The organism is Pseudomonas sp. RIT778 (genome assembly GCF_019718735.1).
Lineage (GTDB): Bacteria > Pseudomonadota > Gammaproteobacteria > Pseudomonadales > Pseudomonadaceae > Aquipseudomonas > Aquipseudomonas aphyarum.
The window spans coordinates 1-24,664 of the sequence record NZ_JAIHBA010000004.1 but is presented as its reverse complement, the minus strand read 5'-3'; the positions used below and the strand labels follow the sequence as shown (position 1 = coordinate 24,664).

Here is a 24,664-nt window from a genome sequence, read left to right as displayed (position 1 = left end):
TACTGCCGCGATGAATTTCAGCTGGTTTGTGCTGATCGCTTTAATTATTTCGTTCCTTCTGACTGCTGTTTTGCGCCGGTATGCCCTTGCCAGAAGTCTGATGGATATTCCCAATGCCCGTAGTTCGCATACGGTCCCCACGCCAAGGGGAGGGGGTGTTGCGATCGTCGTGACGTTCCTTGTCGCCATGTGCTCGCTGTATGCTGCTGACTTGATCGCATTCAGAGATTTCGCTGCAATCGCCGGTGCTGGCAGCCTGGTGGCGATCATCGGATTCATGGATGATCATGGCCATATTGCTGCGCGCTGGCGTTTACTTGGGCACTTTTGCGCGGCGATCTGGGCGTTGGCCTGGTTGGGTGGCCTACCGCCCGTCAGTGTGTTCGGACAGGTCTTCGATCTGGGCTGGGGCGGGTTTGTATTGGCTAGCCTCTACCTCGTCTGGATGCTCAATCTCTACAATTTTATGGACGGTATTGACGGGATTGCCGGGGTCGAGGCGGTAACTGCGTGTGTCGGGGCGTGCGTGCTGTACGCCCTGGACGGGCATGTCGGGCTGATGGGGCCGGCCCTGCTACTGGCTGGTTGTGCGGGAGGATTCCTGTTGTGGAACTTTCCGCCAGCGAAAATTTTCATGGGCGATGCGGGCAGCGGCTTTCTGGGTATCGTCTTGGGCATTTTGTCGATACAGGCCGCCAATGCCTCATTTGAGTACTTCTGGGGTTGGTTGATCCTGCTCGGGGTGTTCATCGTCGACGCAACTTTCACCTTGTTGCGTCGATTGCTGCGCGGCGAGAAAGTGTATGAAGCGCATCGCAGTCATGCTTACCAATTCGCCTCGCGCCGTTATGGCAAGCACCTGCCGGTGACCCTTGTCGTGGGCTTGATCAATGTGTTTTGGCTCCTGCCGATTGCAGTGGCTGTCACGCACTTCAAGCTGAATGGCTTTGTCGGTGCCGTGGTGGCTTACGTGCCACTGTTCATTCTGGCGTTGCGGTTCCGCGCGGGAAAATCCGAAAAGGATGTTGCGGCATGAACATCGAGGCGGGATCAGCCTGATTGCGCTGATAGCGTTCAGCAATTAAAAAAGGCAGACGGATTATTCCGTCTGCCTTTTTTTAGCGAGTAACCGCTCCGGGTTTGACGAATACCAGCTTCGTCAATACGTATGTAAGTGGTAGCGACAGAATGATCGCCGCCAGTGGAGCCAGGTATTCAGGCAGCGACAGCTGTTTGACCCAGAACCAGACGACAAACATCCCCAATACGTATTGCGCGACGTAGACGAGTGGGAACAGCAGGATCGATTTGATCCCCTGGTGTTCTTTGAAGACAAGGAACCGGCTCATCACGAACGCGAAAACAATCCCGCAAACATAGCTGATCGAATAAGCCCATGTGTAGGGAAGTACACTGAGCAATATGAGATACAGCGCATACGTAATTCCGGTGTTCAGCCCGCCTGTCAGGAGGAACCGGAAAAACCTGATTTCCATCAGTTCGGAAATTTTCACGGCTATTAACCAATCTGCGCTTTTTTCTCGATCAGGAATTGATCGTAATCGCGTATGTAGTCGTCAGCAGCGTAATGCTCGGAAGCAAAAACCAGCAGCACCGCGTCCGCCGAGTACTTGTACTGAATACCCCAGGTCATTGCTGGCAGGAACAGGCCCAGTGTGTGGTGGTCCAGAACAAACTCCTGGCGGTGCTTTCCATTGTCGGCAACTACGTGCACGGTGCCTTTGACCGCTACCAGAAACTGGTGGCATTCGCGGTGAGCATGTTCACCACGTGTTTCAGCAGTCGGAACGTTGGTTACCAGGAAGTAACGCTTCACTTCGAACGGAACGTCCTTACCGCATTCGCCAACGCTCAGGCTGCCGCGCATATCGACGGCTTCCATCATGCGGTGCAGCGTAACGCCACAAGGATGGACATCTGATTGGCCGACTTTTACCGGGTTGTCTACGACTGTGCCTTCGGTAGGCTTGGCATCGACGTAGCCGATGATCTTCGCCGGGTTACCGACCACGATAGCATTCGGTGGAACGGATTTGGTGACGACCGCGCCTGCGCCGACCATTGCCGAGGTGCCAATGGTAATTCCGGGCAGAATCGTCGAATTGGCGCCCAGGGATGCACCTTTGCGGATGATGGTGCGAGAAAACGCTTCCGGATAGATTTTGCTGCGTGGAAACTTGTCATTGGTGAACGTGACGTTCGGTCCCACGAAAACATCGTCTTCTATGGTGATGCCGTCCCAAACCTGAACGCCGCATTTGAGTGTTACCCGGTCACCAATGATGACGTCGTTCTCGACAAACACGTTGTCGCACACGTTGCACTCGGCGCCGATACGGGCGTTCGGTAATACGTGTGCAAACGCCCAGATACGCGAGCCTTTACCGATAGTGGACGATTCACAAATCGCACGGTCGTGAACGAAAAAATCGCGCGAATCAATCATTTATTGGCTCCAAACTCAGAAACTTTCATAGGGATCGCCAAAGGGCGCCCTTTGGTATTTTCATAGGTACGCCAGGCGTACGAACCGATCACGCCGAGCCCCAGCAGATTGAGGCTGCCCAGCAGGGTAATGGTAAACAGTGTCATGGCATAACCAGGGACATCGATCAGGCCGCCTATCTTCGCGAGGATTACACTGACGCCGTATAACGCCGAGAGTGCTGAGCCGGCTGCACCTACACGAATAAGCAGGCGAATGGGCAAGTCCGTGAACGAGAAGACACTGTCCATCAGATAGTTCACTTTCTTTCGCAATGTCCACGCCGACTTGCCGTGTTCCCGGGCAACTCGAGTGTAACTGACTACCTGTCGGCGGAAACCCAGCCAGAAAATCTGCGCGATCAAAGAGCTGTGGCGTTCTTCGAGTTTGAGCAGGTTGTCGCGAAACTCCAGGTTGCAGCCGAACATGTCGACGCCGCCGGCAGGCATTTCCGGGATAACGTAACGTTTGTACAGACCCCAGAAGGTTTTCGACGCCAGTTTAGACAGGAATGGATCGTCACGACCCTCGCGGACACCGACTACTACATCCACCGGCTCGGTATTCAACACCCGGTTCATGGTCAGCACCAGGCTTGGCGGCTCTTGCAGGTCGGCGGCCATTACGGCAAACGTGCGACCCTTGCCATGCTGCAAACCTGTACGTATCGCCATGAAAGAACCGAAGTTCTTCGACAGCAGAATCAGCTGGGAGGCAAAACGTTGCTCGGGCAGGCGATCTCGCAGGATCTCGTAACAGCGATCCGGGCTGCCATCGACCACGAAAACCACCTCAAGCGCGCCTTGAAGCTCGACGTTCAAATCATCGACGGCTTTGAGCAATGACGGCAGCGATTCCTCGTTACGGTAAACCGGAATAACCAGCGAAAGCACCCTAAATCTCCTGCTTGAAGTAGGCGCAAACCACTTCAATGACACGATCGACTTGCTGATCGGTCAGCCCAGGGAAGCAAGGTAACGAGACCAGTCGGGTGCATGCTGACTCGGTCACCGGAAGATTGAATGTTTCGCGCGGTGTGTACGCTGTTTGCCAGTGGTCTGGAACTGGATAGTGAATATCGGTACTGACGCCATGCTCTTTTAGGTAGGCAGTGAACGCTTCACGATGTTCGACACGCATTACGAACAGGTGGGCAACAAAGTCGTCGCCCAGACTTGCAGGCAATTTGACTGGCAGTTGGCTGAAGGCTGCACAGTAGCGGCTGGCAATCGAGCGGCGCTGCTCGTTCCATTGGTCGAGAAGAGGCAGTTTGACCCGCAGGATGGCAGCCTGCATCTCATCGAGTCTGCTGTTACGGCCGTGCGGAACGGTAACGTGATATTTGGTCGACCAGCCGTATTGGCGAAGCGTGAGCAGGCGGGCGGCAATCTCGGAGGATGAAGTTACGATCGCGCCACCGTCGCCCAGTGCGCCGAGGTTTTTGGTGGGGTAAAAGCTGAAGCAGGCCAGGTCGCCGAACGATCCACAAAGCCGATTATCAGAGCGCGCACCGTGGGACTGGGCGCAATCTTCGAGCACGACCGCCCCGGCCGAGCGAGAAATGGCTGCCAGAGTTTCGATGTCTGCCAACTGTCCGTAAAGGTGCGTGACAATCACGACCTTCGCCGGTTGGGCCAGCGCCTTCTCCAGTGATTTCGGGCACATGGTCAAAGTGTTCTCATCGACATCGACATATACCGGCTCGGCGCCGACAGCGTGGATGGCGGTGCTGCTATAAAACCCGGCGTTGGCAACGGTGATAACCCGATCACCCGGGCCCACACCCATGCCCAGCAAGGCGATTTCCAGTGCTTCCGAGCCGTTCGCGACCGAGATGCAATGTTCTGCGCCGACATAGTTGGCGAACTCTCGTTCGAAGTTCTTTACTTCTTCACCCAAAATGTACCAGTGCCGATTAACGACGCGCATAAGCGGTTCGGAAAAATCAATACCGGAATTCGCCGCTACTGCAGAAAACAAAGGAATTTGATGATTTGCGTCCATGATCCATCCAGAATTTTTGACTGCGCACATGATAATGGCCGCAATTTTACTACACATTCAGACAGTGATGTCGGCTCAATCTGGCAGGTCTGAGCCGACGTAATCCGCCGATTTAGGGGTGGTTGGCCGTGTCAGCCACCATGCAGCCGTGAAGATCAGGCACGCAATCGCAGTGATCAGGTACGTCGAATGCGACATCCATGGTCCCTGACGCCCAAAGTACAGCTGCCACAATGGATCACTCATGGGTAAGCCCGCTGCAAAGGCACTGGCTATGGACTTGGCCAGCCAGAATAATGGGGTCGCCATCAGCAGGGAAAAATAAAGAATCAGCTTCGTGGTTTTATCCGAAACTCCGGATTGCGCAACGTACGCTACCAGAAATGGAAGAATGGCGATCCATTGGCGACTTTCGGAACCGACGACCAACAGTGGCAAGAATCCCAATATGGCAATTTGAACGGCGCGCACCGGGCGCGCGCTTCGATTGCTGGTCCACACTAGCTGCAAGGCAATAAGCAAGCATGGGCCAAAATAACTAAAGTGCGAGAGGATGGGTTTGAATGGCGTATTCAAACCTTGATAAAACATGTTCTGCACCAAGTCCGGGCCTCGGAATCCCTGGCTCCAGTCCAGTCCGAAGTAGAGAGTTGCATGGCCGCACGCCGTCGCAATGGCGGCCAGGAAAAACCACTTGATGGACAATACTGGCAACGCACCATCACGCCCCAGAAGTCGACTCCAAAGCCAGGCAACGCCAATCAGGGCCAGAATCAAGTAAGTGGAGCTAAGCCATCTGAGTCCAGGAATGCCCGAGGCAAGTGTAGAACCGACATGTAATAGTTCGCTGTCTTCGATACGTGTGAACCACAGGCACGCATAACCCACCATGGCGGCAGCCAGACCTAGAAAAACCAGCATCCTGACTTTCATGCCGAAAGTCAGACGGTTGATGAAGGAAACTTGCGTTTCTGGCTGTGAGAAGGTGAGAAGCGTCAGCGGCAGGAGAAACAAGCCTGGCATGATCAATGGTGCTATCAGGCAGGTTGCCAGTAGCCATTTGAAGTGTTTGTGCGAAAAGCACCACAAGCTCCAGCACGACAGTACTATTGCCAAATGGTCGCTTAAAAGGGGGTAGTAAGTCGACATGACCAGGATTGGCCACGTCAAAAGTAAGGCAGTTGTGTACTGCACTGCCCGCCTGGTCGGGATGCCGGACTTCATCAAGTAGTCAGTAAATAGCCCGGCGGCTACGCTGATACCGAGCACATTGAAAGACATCTGTACATATAAAAGCTGTTGTCTGGTCAGATCTAGCAGGAACTCTGCTACTACCGTTGGAAAAAAGCCCGTGAGGCGACTGATACGGTAGGGATCCGTGACAGGAATATGCCCGGAATTTTTCCAGTCGAACAGAAGATTCAAATAGGCGTTGCCGTCCCAGCCCGCACCATCGCCCACCGCAATAAGTCCGGTTAATTGATATACGGCTATCAAAAGAAGCGCCGCCAATACCGACATGCGATAGGCGATGCTTTCGTCGAAAATTATTTTCCCGAGGATGAACAGCGTGCAGCTCAGGATCAACCAATAAGCGAAAGTCAGCAGCGCTGCGCTATAAGCTATTTCCTTGAACCTGACCGAGTCGCTGATTTCGAACTTGATTTGCGGGTCGTCATTATCAAACGTCAATGTGACCGAAGACGCTTCGGTCGACAATGACGTTGGTGCATTGCCAGGAGCCAGAACGCTTAGCGGCAGCGCTTGCCGCAGACCCCAAAAGTTTATTTCGCCTTGACTGACACGCATCTCGGACGCAACGTTGTTGGGATCCCAGCGCAGGAAGCGCTGACCTGTCGCGACCGAGAAGCAAACACGCTGAGTACCGGCGTCGATCCTTTGCGAATCCGATTGTGATTCACTGAAAGCGCCAGATTCGCTGGACCAGAACAGTTGCGTCACGCCTTTGGATGACGAATCAATGCTCAAGCAAATGTTGTGTCTGGTGGCGTCGAACGTACCGGTTGCCTTGGCGAGATAAAGGGACGCAAGTGCTGCTAGCAAAGACAGCCCGGCAAGCGCAAGGTAGGCGAAAAAGGGTCGCATGCCTGCCTTGTTAATCATTGCGACTCGACTCGCTTGTACTGTGCGTGCGTCGGGTCGGCAACTTCGCTCAACTTGACAAGATAAACGCCGTTTTCATATCGCACGGAGCCTTCTGCCGGCCATACCGGCATGTTGTCAAAGTGCGGTGTCAACGGAATACGCAGCGCGTTGCCCAAGGCATAAACATTCGAGAAACCGATCAGGCGCATGTACTCCAGCATGCGATAGACGTTGCCTTGGTCCCAATCGAAAAACGAAGAACTCATGGTCGAGGTTTCCGGGCCTGGATAGCGGCTCGCGAATGGCATTCGTCCATAAACATCGACCATGATGCGTTCATTCTTGTCAAATTCCGGGTTGGCCTTGCTGATTCGATCGTAAAGCGCTTCGGCGGTGAATCGGTCGTGGGTCGTGGCCATCATCGTGCTTGCCGAGTATTGACCATTTACCGAAATCATCTGGAATAGCAGTGTGACTGCGAGCACAGCGCCGAAGATCCGCAACAGCCCCTGTTTTTCCAGAACGATGATCGTGGTGAACCACGCAACAAAGGAAATGGCCAGCATGGCGCGCAGAGGCAAATAAATACCTCCGGCGACGAAGTTCAGCAGGAATGGGGAGATCAACAATGCTCCGATGAGGAGAGTCATCCACAAAGCAGCTTTCCAAGTATTCTGTGTGACCAGGAAGAGGGCTGCAAATCCCAATGCGATGGCCGCACTGAAGAATGAAACGCCGTAGCTCAGAGGGGAGCCTGAGTAGAGTTTCCACGCTTCTAACAAAACCAGCTTGGTAATTAGAACAGGGTCCGCGATCAGTTCGTTGATACGCAGAAAGTTATCGATGTAACCACGGTCGGAAGGGTAAGCCAGTTGGGCAAGCTTGTTTATGATGACATAGAAAGCAACGCCGCCAACGAGGGTGCCGAGCAACAAGGCTGCACGCTGGATTGTCGGATAAATTGATAGTACGGCTGTCGGGTTGTCTTTTCGGAAGTTGAAAAGAACGACACCGAGACCGGCAACAATGTAGAACATGACCAGTGATTGGTAGGCGCCGATTGCCACGGACAGCAATACGCTGGAAAGCAACGCCAAGCGGGCAGTTTTGCCTTTCAAGTCGTCGCCGATACGGCATTTTGAAAATACAAAGATGCCGATCGACAGTGCCAGTACGCCTACACCGATCGAAGGAATGTTGGAGTAGAACTCGCCAATGAACCACCAGATCGGGTGCGCAATGAAAATGCAGTAGGCCAGGGCGGCAATCCAGCCGAAGGTGAGGCGGTGTGCCCTGATCAGGAACATGTACGCCAGTGCAACGCAGGCGTAAAAGAAAAGATTAGGAACGAAAGGCATTACTGGCTGAGGGAAGATAAATTTCTCTACCAGATAGGCTGTCCATCGGCCATCGGCGATCCAGATGGATGGGTCGGTACGGAAGGCGCCCCGCTCATCATCAACAGACAAAAAGAAATTGACGACCGGGATAATATTAAGAAAAACCCCGATGCCGAGTAACTTTGTGAATTCGTTAAGGCTGAAGTTTTCTTGTCTGAAGATTGATTTCAATTGTGCGGTATAACCGCGGTCACCCTGCAGGAAGTCTAGGATCCGTGAATGCCATTTGATCCAGGCAAGAATGGCAAATGCGCTGGCCAGTCCGAGCAAGAGCGCGAAAACGTAGCGCACTTTGTCGAGTAACTTGTAGTTAAGGTGAATGTTTATCTGTGGGTCAGTCGCACCCGACGGCGCTGTGAATTTGACAATGTTCGTTTCGCGGGCGGACGCCTCAATCTGTGCCATCGGCGTCAGGTTGTCGAGTTCAATAGAGCGGGTATAAGCCAGCACGCTGATCGTCACAGCCTTGACATAGAAAGAACCGGATTTTTCCAATGGGTCCCAGCGCAGATTCTCATCGTACCTTGGCAACGCAAAGCTAAATGTATGGTTCTCCATATCCAGTTTGCTGATTTTGGAATTTCTTTCCTTATAGTCATCCATGCGTTTGTAAAACAACTGGGACTGCGTCGCAGGGAATTGGCTGGTGCTGATACTGACGACAGGATCCAGCGCAGGGCTTTTCAACAGAATAAAAGCGATGACCAACGTCATGAAAATGCAGGGAAGGACCCATTTGACAATGTTTTTCAAGTTAATGCCGCGCCCTGTTGTTGTCACTTGCTTTCACTTCCTTTTCGTCATTCTGATTGTAATGTCTTCACTTTCGCTGTTGCTGGCCGTACACCAGTGAGCAGTCGCTTCAACAACCAAGCCTGTTCGTGCCCGGGGCATTGGAAAAAACATCCCAGGAGGGGGTTTCTTTTTTGATCCCGAATTCGCGGTGGCGAGGTGCAGGAAATTTGTTGCGCAGTATACTCACTCGACCATGATGTCGCAGCACAGACATCGCATGGTGCAGGTGACGGGTGATAAACAAATGGGGGCGGTGAGATCACCGTAAGACTCAGTGATGGCGGCTCTTGAGGGGGAACGTCCTCATCACATTCTTTTTTCTGTAACGAAGTTCACTACCTCCGTACAATGTACCCGCCGATTAACCAAAGGGAGCAGGCCAGATTGGTACAGGGGAATATGGACAGAATGCGCGAGTTCTTGCTGGGTTTACCGCGCCGCCAGAAGCGATTGATTCAGGTGCTTACAGATGTTTTGCTCGTCTGGGTAGCCTTGTGGTTGGCGTTTATCGTCCGTCTGGGTATCGACGAGATGGTCAATCCGTTGAAAGTGCACTTGTGGTTGTTTGTCTGTGCTCCGCTCGTCGCCATTCCTCTGTTCATCCGGTTCGGCATGTACCGGGCAGTGATGCGTTACTTCGGTAATGACGCGCTGGTGGTGATCATTAAAGCAGTCAGTCTGTCCTCGCTGATCCTGGCTTTGGTGGTCTATTGGTACAGTAATCACGAAGCCATCGTGCCGCGCTCGATCATCTTCAATTACTGGTGGCTCAGCCTGGTGATCATCGGCGGGCTTCGTCTCTGCATGCGCCAGTACTTCATGGGGGACTGGTTCACCGCCGCTCAGCACGTTCCTTTTGCCAATCGCGATGATGGGTTGACCAAAGTCGCTATCTACGGGGCGGGCGTAGCTGGCAATCAGCTTGTCGCTGCATTGCGCATGGGAAGGGCGATGCGTCCCGTAGCCTTTATCGATGATGACTCAGGAATTTCGGACCGCTCAATCTCCGGTCTCCAGGTCTATAAACCCAAACATATTCAACAAATGATTGACGTCACCGGTGCGCAAGAAATTTTGCTGGCACTGCCGTCTTCGACCCGTGCTCGACGCAGGGAAATCCTCAATATGCTGGAGGGTTTTCCTTTGCACGTGCGCAGTGTTCCTAATTTTACCGACCTGGCCAGCGGTCGCGTGAAGGTCGACGACATTCAGGAAGTCGATATCGCGGACTTGCTCGGGCGGGACGCGGTCCCGGCGCAGCATGATTTGCTTGAGCGTTGCATTAAGGGCAAAACGGTGATGGTGACGGGGGCGGGCGGGTCAATAGGCTCCGAGTTATGCCGGCAGATCTTTTCACTGGGGCCAAAATCGCTTTTGCTGTTCGAGCACAGCGAATTTAACCTTTACAGCATTCTTTCCGAATTGGAGCAACGCGCGGATCGCGAGTCGGTATCGACAAAGTTGCTGCCCATTCTCGGTTCGATTCGCCACCCGGAAAAAATACTGGATGTCATGAAGACCTGGAGCGTGGACACGGTCTACCACGCTGCCGCTTACAAGCATGTGCCGATGGTGGAGCACAACATTGCCGAAGGCGTGCTGAACAATGTGATGGGAACACTTAATACGGCTCAAGCCGCATTGCAGGCAGGGGTTTCGAACTTTGTGCTGATTTCGACCGACAAGGCTGTCCGGCCCACCAACGTGATGGGCAGCACCAAGCGTTTGGCCGAATTGATTCTTCAAGCCTTGAGTCGCGAAATCGCCCCCGTCCTGTTTCGCGACAAGGCCAATGTCTCCCGGGTCAACAAAACCCGCTTCACCATGGTCCGTTTCGGCAACGTACTGGGCTCGTCCGGCTCGGTGATCCCGCTGTTTCACAGTCAGATCAAGTCCGGCGGTCCGTTGACGGTTACCCACCCGAAAATCACTCGCTACTTCATGACGATTCCGGAAGCTGCGCAACTGGTGATTCAGGCAGGGTCCATGGGGCTGGGCGGTGATGTGTTCGTTCTCGACATGGGGGAGCCGGTAAGGATCGTCGAACTGGCAGAGAAGATGATCCATCTGTCCGGTTTGAGCATTCGCTCGGAGAGAAATCCGCAAGGGGATATTTCCATCGAATTCACTGGCCTGCGTCCCGGCGAGAAGCTCTACGAGGAATTGTTGATTGGCGACAATGTCGCTGCCACGCCCCATCCAATGATCATGACGGCCAATGAAGATCATCTGGCCTGGGATGTGCTGAAGGGCAGGTTGAGCGAGTTGCTCGGTGCCGTGAACAATGATGATTATTCGCGGGTTCGCCAGATTCTGCGCGAAACGGTCAGCGGTTATACGCCGGACGGGGAAATCGTTGACTGGATCTATCAGCAGCGTCGCCTCGAACCCTGATTGTTTCACATCCTGTAACGGACACGTTTTTGACAGGCTCCCATCATCGCCTAAGTTTGGAGAGCAGCTTCGGAAAAGCTGCTTTCTCAATTGATGATGGAGCGTCACTTATGCGTACCGGATATTTCTACTCCCTGATTTTTGCCTTGCTGACTAGCGCCTCTATTGCCGCCATTGCTGCGCCTCTGGCTACTTCCGAAGCGAACAAGGTGCCCGTGGTGATGGGCGCGTCAGCCACTTCTGAAAATCAGAAGGTCGATCTGAACGGTGCCGACGCGGCCACTCTGCAAAAGGAACTGGCAGGAGTGGGCGAGGCCAAGGCGAAAGCGATTGTTGCTTATCGTGAAACAAACGGGCCTTTTGCGTCCGTGGATGAGCTGCTGGAAGTGAAGGGGATTGGCAAGGCGATCCTGGATCGCAATCGCGACAAGCTGGAAGTGAACTAAGCTGATTGTTCAACGCCAAGGGGCCGGTCATTGACCGGCCCTTTTTGCTTCCCGCTTCCTTCAAGCGTTGCAGAAGGGCTACAGCCTTTCCGTCGGAAAATAGAAAATTACGGCTATCATATTGGTTTCAGATTATGCCTATAATAATTTCAGTCGCCACTGAAGCCCTCTGCTTTTCAGCGGTCGCTCATTTCTCATGCATTCCAGGAGTACCGTCATGAATTCCCCGAAATCCCAAGGCACGGCGCTGGTCACTGGCGCTTCTTCCGGCATCGGTGCGGTGTATGCCGAGCGGTTGGCGGCACGTGGTTTTGATCTGTTGCTGGTAGCTCGCGATCAGGAGCGTCTGGAGTCCGCGGCCAGCAAGCTACGGGACGCACATGGCGTTCAGGTCGAAGTGCTGAAGGCCGATCTGACCCAGAAGGATGAAGTGCTCAAGCTTGAGCAGCGCCTGCGCAGCGACTCCAGTATCAGCCTGCTGGTCAACAATGCGGGCGTAGCGGTAAACGGCTTGCTGGCCAATGCCGATCCCGAGGTGCTGGAGCAACTGATCCAGTTGAACGTCACCACGCTGACCCGGCTGGCAGCCGCAGCAGCCTCTGCGTTCACCCGCGCCGGGCGTGGCACGATCATCAACATTGCGTCGGTGGTGGCGTTGTTCCCCGAGCGTTTCAACGCCACCTACAGCGCCAGCAAGGCTTACGTGCTGAGCCTGACTCAATCGCTCAATACCGAACTCGAAGGCACCGGGGTCAAGGTGCAAGCGGTATTGCCCGGTGTGACTCGCACCGAAATCTGGGAGCGCTCCGGTTTCGATGCCAGCGGCATTCCGGCGGAAATGGTCATGGAGGCGGGCGAGATGGTCGATGCCGCGCTGTCCGGTCTGGATCAGGGCGAGCTCGTCACGATTCCTTCGCTGCCCGATGCGGGCGAGTGGCAAGCGTTCGTCGCCGCCCGTCACGTGATGGCGCCCAACCTGTCCCACAGTTCGGCGGCCAGCCGTTACAAGTAAAAGTCTTTTGAGTCACGAGAGGTCAACCCGATATGGATCAGCGTCGAGTAGTTGTCACGGGTATGGGCCTGGTATCGCCCTTGGGAAGCGGCGTCGAAGTCGTCTGGCAGCGCTTGTTGGCCGGGCGTTCGGGATTGCGAAATCTGCCGGAAGCGGTAATTGCCGATCTGCCGACCCGGGTCGGCGGCGTGGTGCCGACGATGGAGGAGGACGCCGAAGCGGGTTTCGATCCGGATCGCGCCACGCCGCCCAAAGAACAGAAGAAAATGGATCGGTTCATTCTGTTCGCGATGGAGGCAGCCCGTCAGGCGCTTGAACAGGCCGGCTGGCACCCGACCGAGCCCCACGCTCAGGAGCGCACCGCGACCATCATCGGCTCCGGTGTCGGCGGCTTCGGTGCGATTGCCGATGCGGTGCGCACCACCGACAGCCGAGGCCCGCGACGCTTGTCGCCGTTCACCATTCCCTCGTTTCTGGTCAACCTGGCGGCGGGGCATGTCTCGATCCAGCACGGTCTCAAGGGTCCGCTTGGTGCGCCGGTCACCGCGTGTGCCGCTGGCGTGCAGGCGATTGGTGACGCGGCGCGGCTGATTCGCGCCGGTGAGGCCGATATTGCAGTGTGTGGCGGTGCCGAGGCATCAATCGATCGAGTAAGCCTCGCCGGCTTTGCGGCGGCGCGGGCCTTGTCCAGCGGCTACAACGACACGCCTGAACGCGCTTCACGCCCGTTCGACAGCGGCAGGGACGGTTTCGTGATGGGCGAGGGCGCCGGGCTGCTGGTGATCGAGTCGCTGGAGCATGCGCTGGCGCGCGGTGCACAGCCGTTGGTCGAGCTGGTCGGTTACGGCACCAGCGCCGACGCCTATCACCTGACCGCCGGGCCGGAGGATGGCAGCGGTGCCCGACGGGCGATGACATTGGCGCTGGCTCAGGCCGGTATAACGCCGGATCAGGTGCAGCATCTGAACGCGCATGCAACCTCGACGCCGGTGGGCGACCTCGGTGAGTTGGCTGCAATCAAGTCGGTGTTTGGTGCGCAAAAAGCAATCGCCGTGACCTCGACCAAATCCGCGACGGGGCATCTGCTCGGTGCGGCGGGAGGTCTGGAAGCAATCTTCACGCTGTTGGCGATCCGCGATCAGATCGTTCCGCCGACCCTCAACCTGGAAAATCCCGATCCGGCGAGCGAAGGCGTGGACATCGTCCACGGTCAGGCGCGGTCGATGCCGATCGAGTATGCGTTGTCCAACGGGTTCGGCTTCGGCGGGGTCAATGCCAGCGTGCTGTTCAGGCGCTGGCAGGCTTAGTCTTCGGAGCGCTTGAGATGTTCGCGGGTGACGTCGAGGATCTGCTGCGCAAATTCGGCATCCGCAACACTGCGCGAGAGCAGGAGCGCGCCCACCAGCGTCGACATGATGACGATGCTGCGTTGGGCGGCGTTATCGCCTTCGAGCGTGCTCTGGATTTGATCCAGACGCGCCTGGAGCACTTCATCGCTGGTCGGACTCGGCTGGCCGCGTAGCCCAAGCTCGGATGAAATGGTCAGCAGCGGGCAGCCTTCATGAGGAGAGGTCTGGTGCCATTCGGAGAGGTACGTATCGATGAAGGCTTCCAGTGGTTTTTCCTGGGCGAACAGCTCCTCGCACAATCCCGCAACCTGATCGCCGGCCGCTTGCAGGGCTTTTTCAACCAACTCGTCTTTCGATTTGAAATGCGAATAAAAGCCGCCATGGGTCAGGCCCAGCGCCTTCATCAATGGTTGCAGACCGGTTGCACCAATACCGTCCTTGCGAAACCGCTCGGACGCTTCCTTGATGATGCGCTGATGGGTCTGGGCTTTATGATCCTGCGAGTAACGCATTTAAACTCTCCGCAACAAGATCGCCATCTTAACCAATGCAAATTGAATGGTGACTGTACTTCTACTTCTAAAAAAACGTCCGGTGACTCCGACATGTTCGTAACAGCCATCAACGGTTGGCACGGATAGTGGTTGCAGCTTGCAAAGTTGCCATCACTTGAGGAGCAGGAGAATCATGTACAAAGACTACCCGGCCGCCTATCAGGTCAGCAAAGGCTCGGCGTTACAGGTCAATACACCTTTCTACGAACGGATTCGCGATCGCAAGGACGGGCGCACGCTGATCGAACAATTTGAGGTGCCGATCCGCACCGGTCGCGCCTGGCATGTTCCGGCAGGGCATGTGTTTCGTGTCACCACACCGGTCGGGCCCCAAGTGGGCGATTTCAATGTGTGGAACGCACACGATCCGCGTGAACGGATGTGGGCGGCGCGCACCCGGCAGCTGCAGGGCGCGCATGTCAGCACCCATGACCGGTTGTGGTCGAACCTGCCTTTTCTGCGTCCGCTGGTGACGATCACCGATGACAGCCTGGCCGACTATGGCATCGACGAGCACGGCGGGCGCCTGCACGATTTGCTCGGCACGCGCTGCGATCCCTATGTGAACAAAATGCTCACTGGCGAGGATTTTCATCATCACTGCCACTCCAACCTGACCCGCGCCGTCTTGCCCCATGGCCTGACCGAGTTCGATGTGCATGACGTGTTGAACATCTTCCAGTGCACCGGCCTGAATCACGATGACCTGTATTTCATGAAGGCCTGTCCGGCGCAGAAGGGCGATTATCTGGAGTTCTTTGCCGAAATCGACTTGCTGTGCGCGTTGTCGACCTGTCCGGGTGGTGACTTGTCTTTGGCGATGTGGGGGCCGGATGCGCAGGACCCGCTGACCGTATGCCGCCCGCTCGGCGTGGAAATCTATCGTCTGGACGATGCGCTGCTCGAAGGCTGGAGCCAGCCGGAACGTGCGGCGTACAAAGGCCTGCATGGCTTGCACATTGCCAAGGCCGACTGGGAAAAGTAATCGCCACAAAAAAACAAACCCCGCCGATTCAGGCGGGGTTTTTCGTTCAGCGGTCCTGCGCGTCCTTGATGTCCGCTTCGGCATTGCGTTCAGCGACACGCTTGCGTTGTTCATCGGTCAGTTCGACCTTGTTGGCGGTGTCACGCAACATCATCAGACCGCCGACGATCGAGCCGATTGCAACGACCAGAATCAACCAGGCATACCAGGGCATAACGGCTCTCCTTAAAGGCAGGTCGACGGGCGAGGGTTTCGCCGTGCAACGCTGCATACCACTTTGAGCGAAGTGCATTCGCAGTGGTTCCATTCTAGGCCGGTTATGCCCGTCGCGGTTTACAGTCCGGTGAGCATGGCGTCTGCCGGGGCGTTGGCGCGCAATTGGCCGGTCAACAGGAAGTAGCCGAAACCGACCGCCATGAAGCCGAGAAAGATCAGCCCGATCAGCGCATTGAACCAGGCCATCGCCACCAGGCACACCACGGCCAGCACCAGTGCGATCAATGGAATCAGCGGATAGCACGGCGCGCGGAAGGTGCGCTCCAGATTGGGTTCGGATTTACGCAGTTTGAACAGGCTGAGCATGCTCATGATGTACATCACGATCGCCCCGAAAACGGCCATGGTGATCATCGCGGCAGTGAGGGTCATGCCGCCGAGGTTGATCAGGCCGTCACTGTAGATCGCAGCGATACCGATCACGCCGCCGGCAATAATGGCGCGGTGCGGGGTCTGGAAGCGCGACAGCTTCGCCAGCGAGGCGGGCAGGTAACCGGCGCGGGCGAGGGCGAAGAACTGCCGCGAGTAGCCAAGAATGATCCCGTGGAAACTCGCCACCAGCCCGAACAGACCGATCCAGACCAGCATGTGCAGCCAGCCGGAGTTGTCACCGACCACGGTTTTCATCGCTTGTGGCAGCGGGTCGTTGATGTTCGACAGCGTGCGCCAGTCACCGACGCCACCGGCGAAGAACATCACGCCCATCGCCAGCAACACCAAGGTCAGAATGCCGCTGATGTAAGCCTTGGGAATTGTGCGTTTCGGGTCCTTGGCTTCTTCGGCGGCCATGGCCGCGCCTTCGATGGCGAGGAAAAACCAGATCGCGAACGGAATCGCCGCGAACATCCCGGCAATCGCCGGTGCACCGAAGACGTCCGAGCCGGCCCAGCCATTCAGTGCGAAGTTGCTGAAGCTGAAGGCCGGTGCGACCACCCCCATGAACACCAGCAACTCGGCGACGGCCAGCACGCACACGATCAACTCGAAGGTCGCGGCCAGTTTCACGCCAAGAATGTTCAGACCCATGAACACGATGTACGCACCGACCGCCGCGTGTTTCGGATCGAGGGCCGGAAACTGCACGTTCAGATACGCACCAATCGCCAGGGCAATCGCCGGCGGGGCGAAAACGAATTCGATCAGTGTCGCCAGTCCGGCGATCAATCCACCTTTTTCACCGAAGGCCCGGCGACTGTAGGCGAACGGCCCGCCCGCGTGGGGGATCGCCGTGGTCAGTTCGGTGAAGCTGAAAATGAAGCAGGTGTACATGGTCGCGACCATGAACGAGGTCACCAGAAAGCCCAGTGTTCCCGCGACGCCCCAGCCATAACTCCAGCCGAAATACTCCCCGGAAATCACCAGCCCCACCGCGATGCCCCACAGGTGCAACGTGCCCAGCGTGGGTTTGAGTTGTGTGTTCATGCGTTTGCTCCCTGAACGGTTTGGAAAGCTCGGGGAAGGGCGTGTGCAGTGGGCGTGCCATTTTGTATTGGCGGGTCGTAATGGGCTGAAAGCTGTCGTATCGGGGATGTTCGCTGCTTGATGGCTGCATTGTTGTGCGCCAGTTGGGTGCGATGTTGTCTGGAATGCCGCTATCGCGAGCAAGCTCGCTCCCACAGGTGTCACCGGTGTCCGGACGTGCGCATTTCAAAATGTGGGAGCGAGCTTGCCCGCGAAGAGGCCCGCCCATACAACACAAAACTCACCTGTAACGCCCGCGTAAACCCACTCTTTACGCTTTCTTTATGCCCCGCGCGCACCCTCGCTCTCGTTCCTTTACAGCCTCCTTTCCGACAATGCCTCCACACGCGGCAATACGCCGTAACACGGAGATCTTCCATGAGCGTTCTGGACGGGGTGTCACTGCTGCTGGCAGTGGGGCTGTTCATTTATCTGTTGGTTGCGCTGTTGCGCGCGGATCGGACTTAGGAGCGGCTATGCACAGTTATGACTATTGGCTGATCCTCGCATTCTTCGCGGTGGTCTTGCTGCCGGCGCCGTTCCTCGGGCGCTTCTACTACAAGGTGATGGAAGGTCAGCGCACCTGGCTGACGCCGATTCTCGGCCCGGTCGAGCGCGGCTGTTACCGCATCGCCGGGGTCAATCCGCAGGACGAACAGAGCTGGCAGAAATACACGCTGGCGCTGCTGGCGTTCAACCTCGCCGGTTTTCTGCTGCTGTTCGCGATCTTGCTGTTCCAGGATCACCTGCCACTGAACCCGCAAAACCTGCCGGGCCAGGAGTGGACCCTCGCGTTCAACACCGCCGTCAGCTTCATGACCAACACCAACTGGCAGGCCTACAGCGGCGAAGCGTCGCTCAGCTACCTGAGCCAGATGGTCGGCCTCACCGTGCAGAACTTCGTCAGCGCCGCTACCGGCCTCGCCGTGCTGGTTGCGCTGTGCCGTGGCATCGGGCGCAAATCCACCAAGACCCTCGGCAACTTCTGGGTCGACATGACCCGCGCCACCCTCTACGGCCTGCTGCCGTTGTGCCTGCTGCTGGCGCTGTACCTGGTGTGGCAGGGCGTGCCGCAAACCTTCGCGCAATACGTGAATGCTGTGACGATGCAGGGAGTTGACCAAGTCATCCCGCTCGGCCCGGCCGCCAGCCAGATTGCGATCAAGCAACTGGGCACCAACGGCGGTGGTTTCTTCGGCGTCAACTCGGCGCATCCGTTCGAGAACCCGACCGCGTGGAGCAACCTGTTCGAAGTCGCGTCGATCATCCTGATCCCGGTCGCGCTGGTGTTCACCTTCGGCCACTACGTAAAGGACCTGCGCCAGAGCCGCGCCATCATCGGCTGCATGCTCGCGCTGTTCATCATCGGCGGCGCCACTTCACTGTGGGCCGAGTATCAGCCGAACCCGGCGCTGAACAACGTCGCCGTCGAACAGACCGCGCCGCTGGAAGGCAAGGAAGCGCGCTTCGGCACCACCGCCACCGTGCTCTGGTCGGTGACCACCACGGCGGCGTCGAACGGTTCGGTCAACGGCATGCATGACAGCCTCAACCCGCTCAGCGGCATGGTCGCGCTGGTCAACATGATGGTCGGCGAAGTGATCTTCGGCGGCGTCGGCGCCGGGCTCTACGGCATGTTGCTGAACGTGCTGATCGCGGTGTTCCTCGCCGGCCTGATGATCGGTCGCACGCCGGAATACCTCGGCAAAAAACTCCAGGCCCGTGAAGTACAGCTGCTGGTCGTCACCCTGCTGGTGATGCCGGTCGGCGTGCTGGTGCTGGGCGCGATTGCCGCGAGCCTGCCCGGCCCGGTGGCGGCGGTGAGCAACCCCGGCCCGCACGGTTTCAGCCAATTGCTCTACGCCTACACCTCGGCCAGCGCGAACAACGGTTCGGCGTTCGGCGGCTTCGGCGCCAACACCGCGTTCCACAACCTGATGCTCGGCTTGGGCATGTTGATCGGTCGCTTCGGTTACATCCTCCCGGTACTGGCCCTGGCCGGCAGCCTGGCGATGAAGAAAACCGCACCGATCGGCCAGAACAGCTTCCCGACCCACGGTCCGCTGTTCGTGACCCTGTTGACCGTGACCATTTTGCTGGTGGGCGGCCTGACCTTCTTGCCGACCCTTGCATTGGGCCCTATCGCTGAACACCTGAGCATGGGCTTCTAAGGAGCTGATGATGAATATGCCCGCAATCAAACCCGCCGCCGTAAAGGCGCCGGAACAAGCGAAAACCGCGATCAGCGCCCTGTGGCGTCCGGCGCTGGTGCAAGCGTTCGTCAAGCTCGATCCGCGCCAGTTGCAGCGCTCGCCGGTGATGCTGGTGGTCGAACTGACGGCGATCCTGACCACCGTGCTGTGCTTCATTCCCGACAGCAGCGTGCCGACTTTCGTTGCCGCGCAAATCGCCCTGTGGCTGTGGTTCACCGTGCTGTTCGCCAACTTCGCCGAAGCGCTCGCTGAAGGTCGCGGCAAGGCCCGCGCCGACAGCCTCAAGGCTGGCAGCGAAGGCCTCAGCGCCCGCCGCAAACTGGCCAACGGCAGCTTCCAGGTCGTACCGGCCACCAGCTTGCGCAAGGGCGATGTGGTGCGCGTCGAAGCGGGGGAAATGATCCCCGGTGACGGCGAAGTCATCGAAGGCATCGCGGCGGTCAACGAAGCGGCGATCACCGGTGAATCGGCGCCGGTGATCCGCGAGTCCGGTGGCGACCGATCCGCCGTCACCGGCAACACCCGGCTGGTGTCCGACTGGCTGCTGGTGAAGATCACCGCCAACCCCGGTGAATCGACTCTGGATCGGATGATCGCGCTGGTCGAAGGTGCCAAACGCCAGAAGACCCCGAACGAAGTCGCGCTGGATATCCTGCTGATCGGCCTGACCCTGATCTTCCTGCTGGTGGTCGTGACCCTGCAGCCGTTCGCCCACTTCGCCAACGGCAGCCTGCCGCTGGTGTTTCTGGTGGCGTTATTGGTCACGCTGATTCCGACCACCATCGGCGGTCTGCTGTCGGCGATCGGTATTGCCGGGATGGATCGCCTGGTGCGTCTGAACGTGATCGCCAAGTCCGGTCGTGCAGTGGAAGCGGCGGGTGACGTGCACGTGTTGCTGCTGGACAAGACCGGCACCATCACTTTCGGTAACCGTCGTTGCAGCGCGGTATATGCCGCGCCGGGTGTGAACGCCCGTGAGCTGGCCGAAGGCGCGCTGTTCGCCTCGCTGGCTGACGAAACTGCCGAAGGCAAGTCCATCGTCGAGTACCTGCGCGGCACCAATCCGCAGCCGGAACCTTCGCCGGACACCCTGACCGCCGTACCGTTCAGTGCCGAAACCCGCTTGTCCGGTGTCGACTATCAGGGCCGTGTATTTCGCAAGGGCGCGGTGGATTCGCTGCTGGCGTTCCTCGGTCAACAACGCAAGGATCTGGCCCCGGCGCTGTCCCGGGAAATCGACAAGATCGCCCAGAGCGGCGGCACGCCGTTGCTGGTCTGTGCCGACGGCAAACTGCTCGGGGCGATCCATCTGAAAGACGTGGTCAAACCGGGCATCCGCGAGCGTTTCGCCGAGCTGCGCAAGCTGGGGATTCGCACGGTGATGGTTACCGGTGACAACCCGCTGACCGCTGCCGCGATCGCCGCTGAAGCAGGCGTCGACGACGTGCTGGCCGAAGCGACACCGGAGAAAAAACTGGCGCGCATCCGTCACGAGCAGAACGACGGTCGTCTGGTCGCCATGTGCGGCGACGGCGCCAACGATGCCCCGGCGCTGGCCCAGGCTGACGTCGGCATGGCGATGAACGACGGCACACAAGCCGCGCGTGAAGCGGCCAACATGGTCGACCTCGACAGCGACCCGACCAAACTGCTGGACGTGGTGCAGATCGGCAAGGAATTGCTGGTGACTCGCGGCGCGCTGACGACCTTTTCCATCGCCAACGACGTGGCCAAGTACTTCGCGATCCTGCCGGCGTTGTTTGCCGCGATCTACCCGCAACTGGGCGTGCTGAACATCATGCATTTGAGCAGCCCGCAGAGCGCGATCCTGTCGGCCATCGTGTTCAACGCTTTGATTATCGTGGTGCTGATTCCGCTGGCCCTGCGTGGCGTGCGGGTGCAGGCGGCGAGTGCGGCGGCGCTGCTGCGTCGCAATCTGCTGATCTATGGCCTGGGCGGGATTCTGGTGCCGTTCGTGGGGATCAAGGCGATCGACATGCTGTTGACGGCGTTGCATCTGGTTTGAACCTGAACAGCGGTGTGCCGGGCACACCGCTTCAAGCACGAATTCGAGGATTTTGAAATGTCCACAATGTTACGTCCGGCCCTGAGCCTGCTGGTGCTGATGACCCTGGTCACCGGCGTTGCCTATCCGCTGGTAGTTACGGGCGTCACGCAAGTCGCCTTCCCCGAGCAGGCCAACGGCAGCCTGGTGCGGGATGCCGAAGGCAAGGTGCGCGGCTCGTCGCTGATCGCTCAGGATTTTGTCGGCGATGCCTGGTTCCATCCACGTCCATCAGCCGGTGCCTTTGCAACCGTGTCGAGCAGTGCGAGCAACCTGTCGCCAAGCAATCCGGCGCTGGCCACTCGGGTAATCGATGACGCCAACAAGTTGCAGGTTCCCGGTCAGGGCCCGGTGCCGTTGGCGCTGCTGACCACCTCCGGCAGCGGTCTCGATCCGCACTTGCCACCGGCCGCGATTGCCTATCAACTGGCGCGTGTCGCGGCAGCGCGCAATCTGCCGGTGGCGACCCTGCAGCAACTGCTCGACACGCACATCGAACAGCCGCTGGTAGGCCCGCCAGTGGTGAATGTGCTGGCGCTGAACATGGCGCTGGAAAAGTTGTGAATCGCGATCACATCAGGAAGAGAGAGCTTCAAGCATGAGTGACTCCGGCCGCGCCGACGCGCTGTTAGCAGACTTGCCCCGCGACGGACGCGGCCGGCTCAAGGTTTTTCTCGGCGCAGCGCCAGGCGTGGGCAAGACCTACGCGATGTTGCAGGCCGCCCACAGCCAGTTGCGTCAGGGCGTGAAAGTCATCGCCGGGGTCGTTGAAACCCACGGCCGCGCCGAAACCGAAGCGCTGCTCGGCGGCCTGCCGCAACTGCCGCTGGTGCGCTCGGAATACCGTGGCGTGACGCTGGAGGAAATGGACCTCGACGGCCTGCTCGCCGCCAAGCCGAAACTGGTGCTGGTCGACGAGCTGGCTCACAGCAACGCCCCCGGCAGTCGCCACGCCAAACGCTGGCAGGACATTCAGGAACTGCTCGCCGCCGGCATCGACGTGTACACCACGGTCAACGTCCAGCACCTGGAAAGTCTCAACGATCAGGTGCGTGGCATCACCGGTGTGCAGGTGCGCGAAACCCTGCCGGACTGGGTGTTGCAGGAAGCCTACGAACTGCTGCTGATCGACCTGCCGCCCCGCGAACTGCTCGAGCGCCTGCGCGAAGGCAAGGTCTACGTACCGGAGCAGGCGCGCGCCGCGATTGATGCATTTTTCACCCAGACCAACCTCACAGCGCTGCGCGAACTGGCGATGCAGACCGCTGCCGCGCAGGTCGATAACGATCTCGCTCAAGGCTATCGCCAGCTCGGCCAGGCCGCGCCGGCGGTGCGCGGGCGCTTGCTGGTTGGCGTCGATGGCGATGCCCAGGCCGAACGGCTGGTGCGCCACGCCAGTCGGGTCGCCCAGCGTAGGCATTTGCCGTGGAGTCTGGTGCACGTCGACAACGGCAGTGTGCGCGACGAGCAATCGCGGCTGCGCCTGCAAAGCGCCCAGCAACTGGCCGAACGCCTCGGCGGCGAAGTGGTGTTGCTACGGGCCGGCGAAGTGGCGAAAACCCTGATCCAGCATGCAGCTGAACGTCGGGCGAGTCTGGTGCTGGTCGGTCAATCGCGGCCGCGCCTGCGCAGGCGTCTGTTCGGTGGTGGGCTGGCGGCGCGTTTGCTGCGTCAGGCCCATGGTCTGGAAATCAACGTGCTGGACAGTGATCAGGAACAGCATCAAGCGCGCCCGCGTGTAGCGCCGACGCTGGTGTGGTTCGACTATGCGCTGGCGCTGGTGGCCACGCTGTTGGCCAGTGCGCTGGCCTGGGCGGTGTCCAGCGTGCTGCCGTTGCCGAACATCTCGCTGGTGTTTCTTGCGGCGGTGCTGCTGGTGGCAGTGCGTAGCAGTCTCGGCCCGGCGCTGGCCTGTGCGGCGTTGTCGTTTTTGACCTACGACTTTCTGTTCATTCCGCCGAATTTCTCCTTCAGCATCCAGCGCGAAGAAGACGTGCTGACGTTGCTGTTCTTTCTGCTGATGGCGGCGCTCACCGGCAACCTCGCGGCGCGTCAGCGGCGGCAATTGCAGGCGCTGCGCGATACCCAGGAAGAGACTACCGAGCTGCTCGACCTGTCGCGCAAACTCACCGCCGCAACAGATCGCCAGGCCGTGGTCAGCGCCGCAGCCCAACACCTCAATGGCTGGAGCGATCTGCAACTGTGCCTGCTCAATCGCGACGGGCAGGGCGGCTGGAAAGTCGAAACCGGCGGGCCGCTGCAATTCACTGAATCCGAGCGCGCCGCCGCTGACTGGGCCTGGCAGCACGATCAACCGGCGGGCATGGGCACCGGCACGTTGCCGTTCGGGCGCTGGTGGTGGTGGCCGCTGTCGGTGGAGGACGGACCGCTGGCGCTGCTCGGTGTGTGCGCCAAAGAGGGCCAGACCCTGAGCGGCCAACGTCGTCGTTTGCTGACCGCGTTGAGTCAGCCTTTGGCTCAAGCACTGGCCCGAGCACAACTGGCCGATGACCTGGAAGCCGCACGTCTGCACGGCGAAACCGAACAGTTGCGCAGTGCCTTGCTGGCCTCGGTGTCCCACGATCTGCGCACGCCGCTGACCTCGATGCGCGGCAGCATCGACAGCCTGCTGGCCCTCGGCGAAGCGATCCCGCTGGAGGATCGCCGCGAATTGCTCGAAGGCACTCGCGATGAGGCCGAGCGTCTCGATCGCTACATCCAGAACCTGCTGGACATGACCCGTCTCGGCCACGGCGCCCTGAAGCTGGCGCGGGACTGGGTGTCGCCCGCAGACATCGTCGGCAGTGCGCTCAATCGCCTGCGGGCGGTGTTGTCGTCGCTGCAAGTGAGCACCGATGTACCGGCCGAGTTGCCGCTGCTGTACGTGCATGCCGCGCTGATCGAGCAGGCGCTGGTGAACGTGCTGGAAAACGCCGCCCGCTTCTCGCCATCCCACGGCCGTCTGCAATTGCGCGCCGGGGCGGATGACAGCGAGGTGTTTTTCTCGGTCAGCGATGAAGGGCCGGGGATTCCGGTCGATGAGCGGGCGAAGATTTTCGACATGTTCTACACCGCCGCCCGGGGGGATCGGGGCGGGC

20 protein-coding genes are annotated in these 24,664 nt (G+C 58.4%); 11 read left to right on the top strand and 9 right to left on the bottom strand.

Annotated features, from left to right (window positions below; translation table 11 throughout):
• Positions 1 to 10: 10 nt before the first annotated feature.
• Positions 11 to 1,036: a glycosyltransferase family 4 protein gene (locus K5E37_RS03235; RefSeq protein WP_085607212.1), complete on the top strand. Its 1,026-nt coding sequence runs from the start codon at positions 11 to 13 to the stop codon at positions 1,034 to 1,036.
• A gap of 82 nt (positions 1,037 to 1,118) precedes the next feature.
• Here K5E37_RS03235 and K5E37_RS03230 read toward each other — a convergent pair whose 3' ends face one another.
• The 6 genes from K5E37_RS03230 to K5E37_RS03205 form a co-directional block, all read right to left on the bottom strand.
• Positions 1,119 to 1,514 (bottom strand): GtrA family protein, encoded by a 396-nt coding sequence (locus tag K5E37_RS03230; protein WP_256578480.1) that lies wholly within the window; start codon positions 1,512 to 1,514, stop codon positions 1,119 to 1,121.
• Between the two features lie 5 nt (positions 1,515 to 1,519).
• Positions 1,520 to 2,467, bottom strand: coding sequence for a WxcM-like domain-containing protein (locus K5E37_RS03225; protein ID WP_085607208.1), 948 nt, complete (start codon positions 2,465 to 2,467; stop codon positions 1,520 to 1,522).
• On the bottom strand, positions 2,464 to 3,399 hold the full coding sequence (locus tag K5E37_RS03220) for a glycosyltransferase family 2 protein (RefSeq protein ID WP_085607206.1): 936 nt from the start codon (positions 3,397 to 3,399) through the stop codon (positions 2,464 to 2,466). Before K5E37_RS03220 ends, K5E37_RS03225 begins: the two co-directional genes overlap by 4 nt.
• A gap of 1 nt (position 3,400) precedes the next feature.
• Positions 3,401 to 4,510 carry a DegT/DnrJ/EryC1/StrS aminotransferase family protein gene (locus tag K5E37_RS03215; protein ID WP_221533134.1) on the bottom strand — a complete coding sequence of 370 codons (1,110 nt, stop codon included), beginning with the start codon at positions 4,508 to 4,510 and terminating at the stop codon, positions 3,401 to 3,403.
• Between the two features lie 75 nt (positions 4,511 to 4,585).
• Complete coding sequence (locus K5E37_RS03210) at positions 4,586 to 6,634, bottom strand: hypothetical protein (RefSeq protein ID WP_085607202.1); 2,049 nt, start codon at positions 6,632 to 6,634, stop codon at positions 4,586 to 4,588.
• Positions 6,631 to 8,769 carry a glucosyltransferase domain-containing protein gene (locus K5E37_RS03205; protein WP_139834514.1) on the bottom strand — a complete coding sequence of 713 codons (2,139 nt, stop codon included), beginning with the start codon at positions 8,767 to 8,769 and terminating at the stop codon, positions 6,631 to 6,633. The genes K5E37_RS03210 and K5E37_RS03205 overlap by 4 nt, the downstream gene beginning before the upstream one ends.
• A 441-nt stretch (positions 8,770 to 9,210) precedes the next feature.
• On the opposite strand from K5E37_RS03205, the gene K5E37_RS03200 reads away from it, so the two are divergent.
• The 4 genes from K5E37_RS03200 to fabF all read left to right on the top strand — a co-directional run bounded on the left by K5E37_RS03200 (position 9,211) and on the right by fabF (position 13,970).
• Positions 9,211 to 11,205 (top strand): nucleoside-diphosphate sugar epimerase/dehydratase, encoded by a 1,995-nt coding sequence (locus tag K5E37_RS03200; protein WP_221533133.1) that lies wholly within the window; start codon positions 9,211 to 9,213, stop codon positions 11,203 to 11,205.
• A 110-nt stretch (positions 11,206 to 11,315) separates the two neighbouring features.
• On the top strand, positions 11,316 to 11,651 hold the full coding sequence (locus K5E37_RS03195; RefSeq protein ID WP_085607196.1) for a ComEA family DNA-binding protein: 336 nt from the start codon (positions 11,316 to 11,318) through the stop codon (positions 11,649 to 11,651).
• Positions 11,652 to 11,868: 217 nt separating this feature from the next.
• The gene (locus tag K5E37_RS03190) at positions 11,869 to 12,663 is read left to right on the top strand and encodes an SDR family oxidoreductase (RefSeq protein WP_085607194.1); all 795 of its coding nucleotides are present in this window, start codon (positions 11,869 to 11,871) and stop codon (positions 12,661 to 12,663) included.
• A gap of 32 nt (positions 12,664 to 12,695) precedes the next feature.
• Positions 12,696 to 13,970: a beta-ketoacyl-ACP synthase II gene (fabF, locus tag K5E37_RS03185; protein ID WP_221533132.1), complete on the top strand. Its 1,275-nt coding sequence runs from the start codon at positions 12,696 to 12,698 to the stop codon at positions 13,968 to 13,970.
• On the opposite strand, the gene K5E37_RS03180 is transcribed toward fabF, so the two are convergent.
• On the bottom strand, positions 13,967 to 14,524 hold the full coding sequence (locus K5E37_RS03180; protein ID WP_221533131.1) for a TetR/AcrR family transcriptional regulator: 558 nt from the start codon (positions 14,522 to 14,524) through the stop codon (positions 13,967 to 13,969). The two genes, fabF and K5E37_RS03180, sit on opposite strands and share 4 nt — an antisense overlap.
• Positions 14,525 to 14,699: 175 nt before the next feature.
• On the opposite strand from K5E37_RS03180, the gene K5E37_RS03175 reads away from it, so the two are divergent.
• Complete coding sequence (locus K5E37_RS03175) at positions 14,700 to 15,551, top strand: DUF1989 domain-containing protein (protein ID WP_085683455.1); 852 nt, start codon at positions 14,700 to 14,702, stop codon at positions 15,549 to 15,551.
• A 46-nt stretch (positions 15,552 to 15,597) separates the two neighbouring features.
• Here the strand turns inward: K5E37_RS03175 and K5E37_RS03170 are convergent, their stop codons facing one another.
• Positions 15,598 to 15,765, bottom strand: a complete 168-nt coding sequence (locus K5E37_RS03170) for a DUF2897 family protein (RefSeq protein WP_007950938.1) — start codon at positions 15,763 to 15,765, stop codon at positions 15,598 to 15,600.
• A 119-nt stretch (positions 15,766 to 15,884) separates the two neighbouring features.
• On the bottom strand, positions 15,885 to 17,249 hold the full coding sequence (eat, locus tag K5E37_RS03165; protein WP_221533130.1) for an ethanolamine permease: 1,365 nt from the start codon (positions 17,247 to 17,249) through the stop codon (positions 15,885 to 15,887).
• A 417-nt stretch (positions 17,250 to 17,666) separates the two neighbouring features.
• On the opposite strand from eat, the gene kdpF reads away from it, so the two are divergent.
• From kdpF to K5E37_RS03140, 5 genes are all read left to right on the top strand, one after another.
• Positions 17,667 to 17,756 carry a K(+)-transporting ATPase subunit F gene (gene kdpF / locus K5E37_RS03160; RefSeq protein WP_007950940.1) on the top strand — a complete coding sequence of 30 codons (90 nt, stop codon included), beginning with the start codon at positions 17,667 to 17,669 and terminating at the stop codon, positions 17,754 to 17,756.
• An 8-nt stretch (positions 17,757 to 17,764) separates the two neighbouring features.
• The gene (gene kdpA / locus K5E37_RS03155; RefSeq protein WP_039770510.1) at positions 17,765 to 19,459 is read left to right on the top strand and encodes a potassium-transporting ATPase subunit KdpA; all 1,695 of its coding nucleotides are present in this window, start codon (positions 17,765 to 17,767) and stop codon (positions 19,457 to 19,459) included.
• A gap of 10 nt (positions 19,460 to 19,469) precedes the next feature.
• Positions 19,470 to 21,527 carry a potassium-transporting ATPase subunit KdpB gene (gene kdpB, locus K5E37_RS03150; protein ID WP_221533129.1) on the top strand — a complete coding sequence of 686 codons (2,058 nt, stop codon included), beginning with the start codon at positions 19,470 to 19,472 and terminating at the stop codon, positions 21,525 to 21,527.
• Between the two features lie 57 nt (positions 21,528 to 21,584).
• A complete protein-coding gene (gene kdpC / locus K5E37_RS03145; protein WP_221533128.1) occupies positions 21,585 to 22,130 on the top strand; it encodes a potassium-transporting ATPase subunit KdpC in 546 nt (181 codons plus the stop codon).
• Between the two features lie 34 nt (positions 22,131 to 22,164).
• On the top strand, positions 22,165 to 24,664 hold a 2,500-nt coding region (locus K5E37_RS03140; RefSeq protein ID WP_221533127.1), incomplete at its 3' end, for a sensor histidine kinase KdpD.

What these genes read in the sequence shown, in the direction of transcription:
- K5E37_RS03235 (WP_085607212.1), top strand. Translation starts at nt 11, where the DNA reads ATGAATTTCAGCTGGTTTGTGCTGATCGCTTTAATTATTTCGTTCCTT.
- K5E37_RS03225 (WP_085607208.1), bottom strand. Translation starts at nt 2,467, where the DNA reads ATGATTGATTCGCGCGATTTTTTCGTTCACGACCGTGCGATTTGTGAA.
- K5E37_RS03215 (WP_221533134.1), bottom strand. Translation starts at nt 4,510, where the DNA reads ATGGACGCAAATCATCAAATTCCTTTGTTTTCTGCAGTAGCGGCGAAT.
- K5E37_RS03210 (WP_085607202.1), bottom strand. Translation starts at nt 6,634, where the DNA reads ATGATTAACAAGGCAGGCATGCGACCCTTTTTCGCCTACCTTGCGCTT.
- K5E37_RS03200 (WP_221533133.1), top strand. Translation starts at nt 9,211, where the DNA reads ATGGACAGAATGCGCGAGTTCTTGCTGGGTTTACCGCGCCGCCAGAAG.
- K5E37_RS03195 (WP_085607196.1), top strand. Translation starts at nt 11,316, where the DNA reads ATGCGTACCGGATATTTCTACTCCCTGATTTTTGCCTTGCTGACTAGC.
- K5E37_RS03190 (WP_085607194.1), top strand. Translation starts at nt 11,869, where the DNA reads ATGAATTCCCCGAAATCCCAAGGCACGGCGCTGGTCACTGGCGCTTCT.
- fabF (WP_221533132.1), top strand. Translation starts at nt 12,696, where the DNA reads ATGGATCAGCGTCGAGTAGTTGTCACGGGTATGGGCCTGGTATCGCCC.
- K5E37_RS03180 (WP_221533131.1), bottom strand. Translation starts at nt 14,524, where the DNA reads ATGCGTTACTCGCAGGATCATAAAGCCCAGACCCATCAGCGCATCATC.
- K5E37_RS03175 (WP_085683455.1), top strand. Translation starts at nt 14,700, where the DNA reads ATGTACAAAGACTACCCGGCCGCCTATCAGGTCAGCAAAGGCTCGGCG.
- K5E37_RS03170 (WP_007950938.1), bottom strand. Translation starts at nt 15,765, where the DNA reads ATGCCCTGGTATGCCTGGTTGATTCTGGTCGTTGCAATCGGCTCGATC.
- eat (WP_221533130.1), bottom strand. Translation starts at nt 17,249, where the DNA reads ATGAACACACAACTCAAACCCACGCTGGGCACGTTGCACCTGTGGGGC.
- kdpF (WP_007950940.1), top strand. Translation starts at nt 17,667, where the DNA reads ATGAGCGTTCTGGACGGGGTGTCACTGCTGCTGGCAGTGGGGCTGTTC.
- kdpA (WP_039770510.1), top strand. Translation starts at nt 17,765, where the DNA reads ATGCACAGTTATGACTATTGGCTGATCCTCGCATTCTTCGCGGTGGTC.
- kdpB (WP_221533129.1), top strand. Translation starts at nt 19,470, where the DNA reads ATGAATATGCCCGCAATCAAACCCGCCGCCGTAAAGGCGCCGGAACAA.
- kdpC (WP_221533128.1), top strand. Translation starts at nt 21,585, where the DNA reads ATGTCCACAATGTTACGTCCGGCCCTGAGCCTGCTGGTGCTGATGACC.